Consider the following 13266-nt stretch of genomic DNA (forward strand, 5'->3'; position numbering starts at 1 on the left):
GGGGTTGAGCCATGAGCGCCCTCAACATCGCCACCCGCGCCCTGACCACCAACCAGGCCGCGCTGCAGGTCGTCGGCCACAACATCGCCAATGCCAATACCGACGGCTACACCCGCCAGCGGGTGGAATTCAACTCGGTGCCGGGGCAGCAGCTCGGCAGTGGCTACTTTGGTAAAGGGGTGCAGATCGAGGCGGTCACGCGCGAGGGTTATGACGCGTTTTTGACGCGCGAGTCCAACCTCACGCGCGCCACGGCGTCGGCCGACGAAATCCGCTTCGGCTACCTGCAAAGCGTGGAGTCGCTCTTCCCGTTGGGTGAGGGCAGCCTGGGCAAGCTGCTCAATGATGCGCTCAACGCGTGGGTCGATGTTGCCTCCAGCCCCAACGACAGCGCGGCGCGCCAAGTGGTGTTGGACCGTTTTGATGCCTTGGCCGCACGCATACGCGACACCTCCGCGCGCATCACCGACATTGCCGAGGGTGCCCGCCTGCAGGCCAGTGAAATCACCAAGGAAATCAACCGACTGGCCCAGGCCATCGCCAACGTCAACGACGCCATCGCGCGCGTGCAGGGCAGTGGTGCCAGCCCCAACGACCTGCTCGACCAGCGCGACCGCCTGATTGCCCAGCTCAATGAGCAGGTGCAGGTGACGACCCTGGCGGCGGACGACGGCACGCTGTCGGTCTTTGTGGCCGGCAGCTTGCCGCTGGTGCTGGGCAACCAAGCCGCGCAGCTGCAAACCGCCCGCGCCGACGTGGACGGGGACCGGCAGCTCAAGCTGCAATTCGTCCAGGGCGCCAGCCGCTACGACGTGTCCACCGACTTTTTGAGCGGCGGCAAGCTCAAGGGTGTGCTGGACTTCGTCAACCGCGACGTCATCCAAACCCAGGCCGAGCTGGGGCGCATGGCGCTGGCGTTGGCGGAGACGGTCAACCGACAGCAAGTCAGCGGCTTGAATGGGTTGGGCAACCCCGGCGATCCCCTATTCGATATTGCGCCTTTGACAGGTAAACCGGCGGCAACCAACACGGGTAGCGGTTCCGTCGCAGCGACGGTGACCGATGTCGCTGCCCTCAAGCCGGAGGACTATATCGTCACCATGACCTCGGCCACGCAGGGCCAAGTCCAGCGCTCCAGCGACGGTTGGTATTGGAGTGGAACGGCGTGGCAGCCGACACCGCCTGCGGCGCTGACGTTGTCGAGCGGGGTGGTGGTCGATGGCGTGAGACTGACCGCTGCGGGGACTGCGGCAGCCAACGATCGCTTCGTCGTTACCCACGGTGCGACTGCCGCCGCTTCGCTGCAGATGGCGCTGTCGCGACCAGCGGAGCTGGCCGCAGCGTCGCGCGTGGCGCTCGCGCTCGGAACACCCAACTTGGGCAACGCCACGATCGAGTCGGTTTCCGCCACCGTCGTCAGCGGTACGTGGACAACCCCAACGTTGCCAGCCAACCTGACGTTTACGGCGCCCAATCAGTTTTCGCTCGCCGGATTCACGCCCGCAACCGTGTCTTACACCCCGGGCGAACCCATGGTGTTCACGTACACATCGGGCACTGACACCGTCCAGGTTCAGTTGACCCTGCGCGGCCAGCCGCAGAATGGCGATGTGTTTGTGCTCTCCAACACCGGCCCGACCGGGGTGGCCTTCAATGGCGGGAACGCGCAAGCCATGTTGGGGTTGCGCGATCAGGTGCTATTTGACGGCAGCACCAAGCTGGGCGAGGGGTATGTTGCCGTATTTTCCAATCTGGCCTCGCGGGTCAATGCGGCGCAAACGCGCGCTACGTTTTCCAAGGCGCAGGCCGACGACGCCGAGCAGCGCCGCGCCAACGCGGCCGGCGTCAACCTGGATGAGGAAGCCGCGCGGCTGCTGCAGTTCCAACAGGCGTATCAGGCGTCGGCCAAATACCTGCAAACCGTGCAGTCGGTTTTTGACACGCTGTTGAGCACCTTCCGTTGACGGAGGCACGACCATGACGACCCTCTACCGTGTGGCCACCGCTTACAGCTACGACAGCACCATCAACCGGCTGCAACAGCGGGGTGCGGCTTTGGCCGATTTGCAGGACCAGCTATCGTCTGGCAAGCGCGTGCGCCGCGTCAGCGACGACCCCGCTGCTGCCGCCCTGGCCGAGCGCGAGCAAGCCCGCATGCAGCGGGTGCAGACCGACCAGCGTGCGCTCGACGCTTCGCGCCGCAATCTGGAGCTGGCTGAAAGCACGCTGGCCACCGTGACCGATCTCTACCACCGGGCCAAGGAGCTGATCGTGCAGGGCGGCAACGGTGCCCTCAACGACAGCGACCGCCGCACGATTGCGCAGGAACTGGACGGCATCCGTGAGCGGATTCTGGAACTCGCCAACACCAAGGATACGCTGGGGCGTCCGTTGTTCATGGGGTTGGGTACGTCGAGTTCATATGGTAAAGTCTTTCAAAACCGTGTAACCGCCGCCCTGAATGCCTACCACGGAACCGACAATCGCGTGGTTGATTGGCTGGGGATTTCCGGTCAGACGGCTGCGACAGGGACTTCCCTTCCTGCGGTCATTGACGGTTATCCCATTTTCGTGGGCAACTTGGGTATCGAGGTGTCAACGACATCGAGTACGGCTACAGTGATTTCCGTTGAAAATCAAGCGCCAGCCTTGGTTACTCGCGACGGCAATGGTAATTTGGGAACTTATACGGCGACCTTTAATGGTTCAGGCTTTACGGTAACGCGTAACTTTGGCTCTGGGCCTGTAACATTGCCACCCTCCTCTGTGACCTATTCCACGTCGCCACCCCAAGTGGAGTTTGAGGGGCTGCTTTTGACGTTCAGCGGCACACTTGTCGCCGGTGACTATTTTACAGTCCAGTCGGCCCCGACCGCCGACCAAAGTATCTGGGAGACATTGGATCGGGCGATTTTTGCTTTGCAAAACAATCAGAATTTGCAAGACAACTTAAGCGCTGCCAACGCCCAATTGGGGCAACGCCTTGACGCCCTGATGTCCGCCCGCGGCCAGTTGGGCGATTGGCTCAACCGGGCTGATTCGATGCAGTCTGCCATGAAGGCGCGGGAGGACTACCACATTCAGCAGCAGTCGGAGCTGACCGACCTCGACATGGTGGAGGCGATTTCGCGCTTTCAGACCCAGCAGTTGGCGTATCAGGCCGGGCTGTCGTCGTACGCGCAGGTGCAGCGGCTTTCGCTGTTCCAGTATCTGGCCTGACCGGCCGCGGCCCGGCGCCAGAGGGGGGCCGATATCGGCTACAGTGTCGGCGCCATGGGCTTCAATCCGCTCGATCACGCGGTCTTCACCTATCAGCCGATCTGGGGCGCCGGGCGGCGTCTGGTTGGCGCGCGCTTGCAGGTTCGGTTGCTGGATGACGGTGTGGATGTGCCGCACCTGTTGCATGCGATGGCCGACTGGTGGTCGGCCGGGTCGCCGTTTTTGCTGGTGGCGTTGGCCGAGCCGGCCCATGTGCGGCAGGCTTTGTCGGCGTCACCGCCGGAGCATTTTTGGCTCGAGGTGCCCGATTTCGGCGCCCGCATGCCGCCCGACCTGTTGCAGGCCCTCACGCTGGCGCGCCGCCACGGACACCGCCTGGTGCAGGCACTGCCCCTGGGGCGTGCGCGCGCCGTGGTGCAGGGCGTGGCGTCGCAGGGCGCGGCGTCGCATCTGCGCTACCTGCTGCACCTGTGGCCCGAGCACGTCGAGCAGGCGTTGTCAGCGGCGCGCCCGGCGGACAGCCCGGTGCTGCCCGGCCATCTGTACGAAAACATCGGCCGCGTGGCGCTGGCGGCGCACTGCCTGGACGTGCGGCAGGCCTGGGGCGTGGTCGGCTGGCCGGAGGCCGATGCCCTGGACACGCGGCCACCCGGGGCGCTGGGCATCGACAAACCCACGTTGCTGCGCGTGCAACAGGCGTTGCTGCGCGATGCGCCGATCGAGGCCGTCATCGGCCTCATCCACAGCGATGTGCTGCTGACCTACCGCTTGCTGCAGCTGGTCCATGGCGATGGATGGGCCGCGGGGCGCGAGATCACCTCGGTGCGCCAGGCGATCTTGCTGCTGGGTGAGCGGCGTTTTCGCGATGCGTTGTTGCGGTTGTTGCCAGGCGCGGTGGCCGACCCCGATTTGCAGCCGGTGCGGCAGTCGCTTGTGCTGCGTGCGCAGCTCATGCAACTGTTGATGGAGGCTGGCGCCCAACAGGCGTTGGCCACCGAGATTTACCTGACGGGCTTGTTTTCGACGCTGGAGCGCTGGCTGCGCCGGCCGTTGCGCGAGATCTTGGAGCGCATCGCGCTGCCCGACGCCGTCGTCGAGGCGCTGGTGGAGGGCACGGGTCCGTACGCGCCGTATCTGGATGTGGCGCGGCGCTTGGCCGACCCCGCACAGGTGCAGCAGCTGCCCTTGGTGTGCGAGGAGGCGGGCTTCGACCTCGGTCACGTCAACACGGCGCTGTTGCGCGCCCTGGCGCGCTGGCGGCAGCCGTGAGGCGCGCGGTGGTGGTTTCGGTGCGCCACAATCCGACACCGTGATGATGACCGTGGACCTCCCCACCCAACGCCCTGCCTGGCAGCGCCTGGAGCGCTTGGCGCAGGCCCCGCAGCCGCACCTGCGCGAGCTGCTGGCCACCGCCGATAACCCGCGCACGCAATCGCTGCAGTTCGAGGCCGCGGGCCTGCGCCTGGATGCCACCCGGCAGGCCGTCACCCTGCCGCAGTGGCAAGCCTTGCTGCAGCTGGCCGAAGACAGCCAGGTCGCGCAGTGGGGGCAGGCCCAGCGGCGCGGCGAAGCGATCAACGTCACCGAAGGGCGCGCGGCGCTGCACGTGGCCCTGCGCGGCAGCGACGTGCCCGATCCGCCCTGGGGCGCTGACATCGCTGCCACCGTGCGCAGCGAGCTGCGGCGCTTTTTGGCTGCGGCCGAAGCGATCCGCAGCGGCCACTGGCGCGGCCACCGCGGCCAGCGCATCACCGACGTCGTCAACCTCGGCATCGGCGGCTCGGACCTGGGGCCGCGCATGGCGGTGCAGGCGCTGGCCGCGCACGCCCACCCCGAGGTGCGCGTGCACTTCGTCTCCAACCCGGACGCCTGGGCGCTGCACAGCGTGCTGCGCGGCTTGGACGCCGACCGCACCCTCTTCATCGTCCAAAGCAAAACCTTCACCACCCCCGAGACCCTGACCCTGGCGGCCTCGGCTCGCCGCTGGCTGGCCGATCATGGCCTGGCGCAACCGCAGGCGCAAGCGCCCCATCTGATCGCGGTCACCGCCGCGCCCGCCGTGGCCGCCCAGCACGGCTACGCCCCGCAGCACACCTACCGCTTCTGGGACTGGGTGGGCGGGCGCTACTCGGTGTGGTCGGCCATCGGGCTGCCCCTGGCCGTGGCCATCGGCGCGCAGGCGTTTGGCGCTTTTCTGGCGGGCGCCCATGCCATGGATCAGCACTTTTGGACCGCGCCGCCCGCGCGCAACCTGCCGCTGGCACTGGCGCTGCTGGGGGTGTGGAACCGCAACTTCCTGGGCTGCCCCACCCAACTCGTGGCGGTCTACGCCAGCCGGCTGGCCACCTTCGTGCCGTTTGTCCAGCAACTGGACATGGAATCCAACGGCAAGTCCACCCACCTCGACGGCACGCCCGCGCACATCGCCACCGGGCCCATCGTCTGGGGGGGCTTGGGCATCGAGGGCCAGCACGCCTACTTCCAGCTACTCCACCAGGGGCGTCACCGCGTGCCGGTGGACTTCATCGGCGTGCTGCACGACGACACCCCGCTGCCGCTGGCGGCCGACCACCAGCGGCTGGTCACCATCAGCCTGCAAGCACAAGCGCAAGCGCTGGCCCTGGGGCGGGATGCCGACACCACCGCTGCCGAACTGCGCGCCGCCGGCCTGGATGAAGCCCAGGTGCGCGCGCTCACCGCGCACCGCAGCTTTGCCGGCAACGTCCCCAGCAACATCCTGTGGCTGCCAGCGCTCGACGCGTTTCATTTGGGCGCGCTCATCGCCGCCTACGAGCACAAAGTGTTTTGCCAGTCCATCATCTGGGCCATCCCCGCCTTCGACCAGTGGGGCGTGGAGCTGGGCAAGCACATGGCCCAGCGCTTGGCCCAAACCCGGGACCCCCACACCGTGTCGTGACCACCCACCATGCCCCGCACCCGCACCGCGCCCCGCACCACCGACGCCGACAAGGACCGCCCGCTCATCGAGGACATCCGCCTGCTCGGGCGGCTGCTCGGTGACGTCATCCGCACCCAGGAGGGCGAGCAGACCTATGCCCTGATCGAGCAAATCCGGCTGCTGTCGGTGGCCTACCGGCGCCAAGCCGACGAGTCGGCCGGGCGGCGCCTGAAGCGGCTGCTGCAGTCGCTCAGCGACGACCAGGCGGTCAGCGTGATTCGGGCGTTTACTTACTTCAGCCACCTGGCCAATCTGGCCGAAGACCGCCACCACGTGCGCCGCCGCGCGGTGCACGCGCGCGCCGGCCATGTGCAGCCGGGCAGCCTGGCGCACACCTGGCAGCGCCTGCGGCGCGCCGGCGTGGCCGCCGAGACCATCGCCCTGACACTGGCCGGCGCCCACGTCTCGCCGGTGCTCACCGCCCACCCCACCGAGGTGCAGCGCAAAAGCGTGCTCGACGCCGAGCGCGACATCGCCCGCTTGCTGGCCGAGCGCGACCACTTGCGCGCGCTCGCCGCCGCCGGCGACGACCACCACCTGCCGCGCGAGCTCGCCGCCAACGAGGCGCTCCTTGGCGCGCGCATCACCCAGCTTTGGCACACGCGGCTGCTGCGCTACAGCAAGCTCACCGTGGCCGACGAAATCGAGAACGCGCTGGCCTACTACCGCACCACCTTCCTCGGTGAAATCCCGCGCCTGTACGAAGACCTCGAGCACGCGCTGCCGGGGCACACGGTGCCGCCCTTTTTGCGCATGGGGCAGTGGATCGGGGGCGATCGCGATGGCAACCCCAACGTCAACGCCGACACGCTGCGCCTGGCGCTGCGCCAGCAAGCCGATGTGGCGCTGCGCCACTACCTCACCGAGATCCACCACCTGGGCGCGGAGCTGTCGCTGTCGGCCATGCTGCGGCCCGTCACCCCGGCCATGCAAGCGCTGGCCGAGCGCTCGCCCGACACCAACCCGCACCGCGCCGATGAACCCTACCGGCGCGCCCTCATCGGCATCTACGCGCGGCTGGCGGCCACGCTGCGCGAGCTCACCGGCGGCGAAGCCACCCGCCACGCCGTGGCTCCGCAAGACCCTTACCCCAGTGCCGAGGCCTTGTGGGAGGACCTGCGGGTCATCGACGAATCGCTGCACGCGCAGGGCTGCGCGGCGCTGGCCCAGCCGCGCCTGCGCCCGCTCATGCGCGCCGTGCAGGTGTTTGGCTTTCACCTGGCCACGCTCGACCTGCGCCAAAGCTCCGATCAGCACGAACGCGCGGTGGCCGACTTGCTCGCGCACGCGCGGCTGGAGCCCCACTACAGCGCGCTCGACGAAGCGGCCAAGCAGGCCCTGCTGCTGCGCGTGCTCAACGACGCGCGTCCGCTGCACGTGCCCGGTGCCGCGTATGACGCGCACACGCGCAGCGAGCTGGCCATCTTTGCCGCCGCGCGCGAGCTGCGCGAGCGCTACGGCAGCGCCAGCATCCGCCACGCCATCATCAGCCACACCGAGTCGGTCAGCGACCTGCTCGAGGTGCTGGTGCTGCAAAAGGAGGCCGGCCTGCTGCGCGGCACGCTCGACCACGACGCGCGCGCCGACCTCATCGTGGTGCCGCTGTTCGAAACCATCGACGACCTGCGCCACGCGGTGGGCATCTTGGAGGGCTTCTACCACCTGCCCGGCATTGCCGCGCTGGTGCTGCGTGGCCAGCCCGGCCAGTATCACGAGCAAGACGTGATGCTGGGCTACTCCGACAGCAACAAAGACGGCGGCATCTTTGCCAGCAACTGGGCCCTGTACCAGGCCGAGACCGCCCTGGCCGCGCTGTTTGACCGCCTGTCGCAAGAGGTGGGCACCCCCATCCGGCTGCGGCTCTTCCACGGGCGCGGCGGCACCGTGGGCCGCGGCGGCGGGCCCAGCTACGAGGCGATCCTCGCCCAACCCGCGGGCACCGTGCGCGGGCAGATCCGCCTGACCGAGCAGGGCGAGGTCATCGGCTCCAAGTACGCCAACCCGGACATTGGCCGGCGCAACCTCGAAACCCTGGTGGCCGCCACGCTGGAAGCCACCTTGCTGCCGCCGCCCAAACCGGTGCCCGCGCGCTTTGTGCGCGTGGCCCAGACGCTGGCGCAAGCCAGCCTGCGCGCCTACCGCGCCTTGGTCTACGAGACCCCGGGCTTTGCCGACTATTTTTTTCAGGCAACGCCGATACGCGAAATCGCCGAACTCAACATCGGCTCGCGCCCAGCCAGCCGCAAGGCCACACAGCGTATCGAAGACCTGCGCGCCATTCCCTGGAGCTTTAGCTGGGGGCAGTGCCGCATCAGCCTGCCGGGTTGGTACGGCTTTGGCAGCGCGGTGCAGGCCTTGTGCGATGCGCAGGGGGCCGAGGCGGCGTGGTCGGTGCTGCAGGAGATGCACCAGCGCTGGGCGTTTTTTCGGACGCTGTTGTCCAACATGGACATGGTGCTGGCCAAGAGCGATTTGTCGCTGGCGCGCCGCTACGCCGAGCTGGTGCCCCATGCGCGGCTGCGGCGCACGATCTGGGCGGCGATCGAAGCCGAGTGGCAGCGCACCCACGAGGCGCTCACCCGCATCACGGGGCAGGCCGAGCGGCTGGCGCACAACCCGGCGCTGGCGCGCTCGATCGCGCACCGCTTCCCCTACATCGACCCGCTGCACCACCTGCAGGTGGAGCTGATCCGCCGCTACCGCGCCGGCAACCAGGCCGAGAAGGTCAAGCGCGGCATCCACCTGTCCATCAACGGCATCGCAGCGGGGTTGCGCAATACGGGTTGAGTGTTGGTTCGTGCGGGTGCCGGCTGCGAACCCCCCCCTGTTTGCAGACGGGTCGTCACACGCACAAGGTCACGCCGCGCGCGGTTCGCGACCTTCCCCGGCCCCCGCCGCGGCTGCAAGCCCCTGCAGCACGTCGCCCACCACGATGACCGCGGGGCTGCCCAGACGCTCGCGCGCAATCAGTTCGCGAACATCCCCCAGGCGGCCCAGCACGTGGTGCTGCGTCGGCAGGCTCGCGTTTTGCACCACGGCCACCGGCGTGTGCGCCGGCAGGCCGCACAGCAGGCCACGCTGTATCGGCTCGATGCCGGCCATGCCCATGTAGATCACGAGGGTGAGCCGCGCGTCGCGCGCCGTCCGGGCCAGTTGCGCCCAGTCCGTACCGGTATCGCCAGGTTTGGCGTGGCCGGTGACGAACACCACGCCGTGCGCATGGTCACGGTGTGTCAGCGGCACCCCGAGCGCCGTGGCAGCGGCCAGGCCGGCGGTGATGCCGTTGATCACCTGCACCGTGATGCCGGCGGCCTGCAGGTGCTCCACCTCCTCGCCACCGCGGCCAAAGATGAACGGGTCGCCGCCCTTGAGGCGCACCACGGTCTCGCCGGCGCGCGCAGCGTTCACCATCAGCCGCTCGATGTACGCCTGCGGCGTGCTGCGGCAGCCGCCGCGTTTGCCCACATACACGATGCGAGCGGTCGGGGACGCATGCGCCAGCACGCCGTCACCCACCAGATCGTCCACCAGCAGCAGCGTGGCGGCACCGATGGCCCGCACCGCCTTGAGCGTGAGCAACTCCGGATCCCCGGGGCCGGCGCCAACGAGGGTGACAGTGCCTCGGGCCAAACGGCTGGAGGATGCGGTGTAGGAGGAGGGGAGGGGTGTGTTCATGGTACCGGCTTTCACAACAGGGGGGTCGCTTGGGCGGCTCGGCGTTCGAGTTCAAACTGGATGTGAGCCACTTGTCTGGCGATCGGCTCGGGGACGGGGAGACGCCCGGCCAACACATCGTGGATATATGCCGCGACCGCAGCGGCCGACGTCTCGCGTGGCAGACCGACCGGCGCGACCAGCGAACCGCCCTGGGGCGGCTGCGCCACGCGTCGCTGACCGTAGGCGAACACCTCCATTTGTGGCGTGCGTCGCGGATCGGCAAAGGGCTCGCCCTCAGTGCCGCGCAGCAGCATGGCATGGGTGCCAGTCATGCTGAGTGTCGCGGCCATCGAATCCGCGTACTCCGCATGTGTGTAGCTGCTGACGACGAACGCGCGGCCCTCGCAGGGGGTCATCAGCTTGACAACGCTGTGGGCCGAGTTTCTCAGGCCGACGGTTCGACGCACTTCGAGCAATCGCGCAAGGGCGGGGTTGAGCGCGTCCGTGAAGATCACGGTGCATTGGCCGGCGGACAACTCGGGTACGCGGTCGAGGGTCGGTTGGCCCAACTCGGCGAACACCTCGGTGCTGGTGATGCGGGCATCCTCCGTGGGTGTGCCATGGACCAGCACGGCAAAGCCCGCACGCGCCAGCAGCAGTGCCAGCAGCGGGGTAAGGTTGGGCAACTTGCGTGCGCCGTTGTAGCTGGGCAGCACGACGGTGACGCCGCCGTGGTCTGGAACGCGACGCAGACGGGCATGGGTGGCGTCGAGGAACCCGGCGAGTTCGGCCGCGGTCTCGCCCTTGATGCGCATGGCCAGGCAGAACGCCCCGACTTCGAGGTCGCTCGCGTTGCCGTCGAGGATTTGGCCGAACAGGTCGGCCGCCTGCTCGCGCGTGAGAGATCGCGCGCCGTCCCTGCCGCGGCCGATCACCCGAATGTACGCGCCGATTGCCATGATGGATGATTGTGCTGAGGGTTTGATGAGGAAAGGTGATAAGCAAATTCAGTGCGCGCTGGCATGAGCCGGCAGTGCCTTCACCAGCCGTCGCAGTTCGGGGATGCAGGAGCCGCAGTTCGTTCCGCAGCGAAGTCGCCTCTGCAGCTCGTCCATGCGCTCGGCGTCGCTGCCCTCGCACTGGGCGAGCGTGGCGAGGATGGCTTCCTCGCTGACGTCGAAGCAGGTGCAGACCTGGCGGCTCTTGGCGACGACAGCCGTCGGCGCTGCCGATCCGGGCTTGAGCAGCAGGCGGCCGTATGCGCCTGCTGGCAGGGCTTCTTGCAGCAGCGTCCGCAGCCACGGTTCGGCCTGTGTGTCGCCGGCGAGCAAGAAGGCTTCGAGCGTGACGTCCCCTTCTTCCCCGCGGCGCAGGCGTGCGCTGCGGCGTTGGTGGCGGCGGCTATCCGAATAGCGCAGTGCATCGGAGGCATTCAGACCGAGCATCGCCTCGATGCGATCCAGTAGAAGCGGATCGGGCTCCTCGTAGGCCGCTGCGCGCAATAGAACGCCGGTGCGTTCTCGGCCAAAGGGCACGCAGCAGGCGAACTCGAACTTGGGCATGAGCGCGCGCAGTTCGCCCTGGGTCTTGAGCGCCGATGCGTGGGGCAGCCAGGCCATGGCCACCAGCGTCCAGGGGAAATCGGCTTTGAGGATTCGTACCGCGGTGTGCTTGAGTTCGGGTTGCTTGGATCTGGGGCAGCGTGCCGAGGTGGTGAGCGCATTGATCCCTGCCAGGGGTTCCCCCCGATTGCCGCGCCCGCTGAGGTATTCCGAACCCCAGTGCATCGCAATGAAGGCTTGCGCCGGCTGCACCGCGGTCGAAGCGCGCGCGGGCACGACGATGGAGCCGCGCGGGCTGGTCACATGGACCAGGTCGCCGTCCTCGATCCGATGCCGTGCCATGTCTGCGGGGTGCATGTCGATGGCGGGCTCCGCAACATGGCCAAATAAACGACCGAGCGTACCGGTGCGCGTCATGCCATGCCACTGGTCACGCAGACGACCCGTCGTCAACGAAAAGGGATACCGGATCTGGCGCTGTTCGGCTGTCGGCTCATAGGGGATCGCTGCGAAGCTTGCTCGCCCGTCGGTCGTTGGGAATACACCGTCTTCATAGAGCCGGGGTTTTCCGCTGGTCTGGCCCTCAGGCAGCGGCCAAAACTGTGGGCCGCTGGCGTCCAGCATGGCATAGCTCAGACCGGTGATATCGAGATCACGGCCTCGGGTGGACTCGCGGTGTTCGTTCCAAATGGCTTCTGGCGATTCGTACGGAAATAGCGATGCGCAACCCGGACGCAACCGATGCTCCAAGCGTCGCGCCACCTCGACGGCAATCTGCCAGTCATGCCGCGCCTCGCCGGGCGCGCGGACCGCTGCGCGCACGCGGCTGATGCGCCGCTCGCTGTTGGTGACCGTTCCTTCTTTCTCGCCCCAGGTGGTCGCTGGCAGCAGGACGTCCGCGTAGTCGCAGGTGGCGGCGGTGGCAAAAGCCTCCTGCACCACGACGAATTCGGCGCGCTGCAGCGCGCGGCGCACGGTGGCTTGATCGGGCAAAGACTGCGCCGGGTTGGTGCAGGCGATCCACAACGCCTTGATCTCGCCGTCTGCGGCGGCTTCGAACATTTCCAGAGCCGTCTTACCCGGCTTGGAAGGAACATCGGGAACGCCCCACAGAGCGGCCACCTCGGCCCGATGGACGGGATTGGCCATGTCGCGGTGGGCCGACAACAGGTTGGCCATGCCACCGACCTCGCGTCCACCCATGGCGTTGGGCTGACCGGTGAGGCTGAAGGGGCCAGCACCAGGCTTGCCGATCTGCCCGGTGGCCAGGTGCAGATTGATGAGGGCGGCATTCTTGGCCGTGCCGCTGGCGCTCTGGTTCAGGCCCTGGCAGTACAGGCTCAAGGTGGCGGCCGAGGTGGCAAACCACCGTGCCGCGGTGAGCAGGTCGTCCTTGCTCAGGCCGCAGGTCTGGGCGACGAGCTCGGGCGTGTAGTCGCGCACCAGATTCCTCAAGGCGTCGAAGCCATTGGTGTGCGCCGCGATATAAGCCGTGTTTGTCCAGCCCTCCCAAACCATGATGTGCAGCAGGCCGTGGAACAGCATCACGTCGGTGCCGGGCAGCAGAGGGAGGTAGAGGTCGGCCAGTTCGGCGGTATCGGTGCGGCGCGGGTCCGCGACGATGACCTTCATCTCCGGACGGCGTTGTTTGGCCGCCTCGATGCGGCGAAACAGAATAGGGTGGGCGTAGGCCGTGTTGCTGCCGGCGATGAACAAGCATTGCGCGTGGTCCACGTCGTCATGATTGTGCAACCTCTTTTCTGTAAATTTCCGGTTGGGTGGTCATGACAACCGGGTTACAGGTTGAAGTTGAGATAGACCTTGCCGGTCAGCCACTCGTCGTCGAGTTCGGCGAGCATTGCGGAAACC

At 67.5% G+C, this 13266-nt stretch carries 7 protein-coding genes and 1 pseudogene; 5 read left to right on the top strand and 3 right to left on the bottom strand.

What is annotated here, in order from left to right:
• The first annotated feature begins 11 nt into the window (after positions 1-11).
• The 5 genes from flgK to ppc are packed head-to-tail and all read left to right on the top strand — an operon-like array spanning position 12 to position 8965.
• Complete coding sequence (gene flgK, locus Tther_RS02695; RefSeq protein ID WP_143900626.1) at positions 12-1964, top strand: flagellar hook-associated protein FlgK; 1953 nt, start codon at positions 12-14, stop codon at positions 1962-1964.
• A gap of 13 nt (positions 1965-1977) precedes the next feature.
• Positions 1978-3219, top strand: a complete 1242-nt coding sequence (locus tag Tther_RS02700; protein ID WP_143900628.1) for a flagellin N-terminal helical domain-containing protein — start codon at positions 1978-1980, stop codon at positions 3217-3219.
• 54 nt (positions 3220-3273) lie between these two features.
• Positions 3274-4488, top strand: a complete 1215-nt coding sequence (locus Tther_RS02705; protein ID WP_143900629.1) for a YuxH family protein — start codon at positions 3274-3276, stop codon at positions 4486-4488.
• 46 nt (positions 4489-4534) lie between these two features.
• Entirely contained in the window at positions 4535-6136 is a 1602-nt protein-coding gene (pgi, locus tag Tther_RS02710; RefSeq protein ID WP_185974982.1) for a glucose-6-phosphate isomerase, read from the top strand.
• Between the two features lie 9 nt (positions 6137-6145).
• The gene (ppc, locus tag Tther_RS02715) at positions 6146-8965 is read left to right on the top strand and encodes a phosphoenolpyruvate carboxylase (protein WP_143900633.1); all 2820 of its coding nucleotides are present in this window, start codon (positions 6146-6148) and stop codon (positions 8963-8965) included.
• Between the two features lie 69 nt (positions 8966-9034).
• Here ppc and cobA read toward each other — a convergent pair whose 3' ends face one another.
• The 3 genes and pseudogenes from cobA to Tther_RS02730 all read right to left on the bottom strand — a co-directional run.
• Positions 9035-9853 carry a uroporphyrinogen-III C-methyltransferase gene (gene cobA, locus Tther_RS02720; RefSeq protein ID WP_143900636.1) on the bottom strand — a complete coding sequence of 273 codons (819 nt, stop codon included), beginning with the start codon at positions 9851-9853 and terminating at the stop codon, positions 9035-9037.
• Between the two features lie 11 nt (positions 9854-9864).
• Entirely contained in the window at positions 9865-10794 is a 930-nt protein-coding gene (gene ybiB, locus Tther_RS02725) for a DNA-binding protein YbiB (protein ID WP_143900637.1), read from the bottom strand.
• Between the two features lie 48 nt (positions 10795-10842).
• Positions 10843-13140: pseudogene (locus Tther_RS02730) on the bottom strand (nitrate reductase); the annotation flags it as partial.
• Positions 13141-13266 lie beyond the last annotated feature (126 nt).

Source organism: Tepidimonas thermarum (assembly GCF_007556705.1).
Classification (GTDB): domain Bacteria; phylum Pseudomonadota; class Gammaproteobacteria; order Burkholderiales; family Burkholderiaceae_C; genus Tepidimonas; species Tepidimonas thermarum.

Bases quoted from the DNA above. Each gene is read 5' to 3' on its own strand.
- Tther_RS02705 (WP_143900629.1), top strand. From the start codon at position 3,274: ATGGGCTTCAATCCGCTCGATCACGCGGTCTTCACCTATCAGCCGATC.
- ybiB (WP_143900637.1), bottom strand. From the start codon at position 10,794: ATGGCAATCGGCGCGTACATTCGGGTGATCGGCCGCGGCAGGGACGGC.
- pgi (WP_185974982.1), top strand. From the start codon at position 4,535: ATGACCGTGGACCTCCCCACCCAACGCCCTGCCTGGCAGCGCCTGGAG.
- cobA (WP_143900636.1), bottom strand. From the start codon at position 9,853: ATGAACACACCCCTCCCCTCCTCCTACACCGCATCCTCCAGCCGTTTG.
- Tther_RS02700 (WP_143900628.1), top strand. From the start codon at position 1,978: ATGACGACCCTCTACCGTGTGGCCACCGCTTACAGCTACGACAGCACC.
- flgK (WP_143900626.1), top strand. From the start codon at position 12: ATGAGCGCCCTCAACATCGCCACCCGCGCCCTGACCACCAACCAGGCC.
- ppc (WP_143900633.1), top strand. From the start codon at position 6,146: ATGCCCCGCACCCGCACCGCGCCCCGCACCACCGACGCCGACAAGGAC.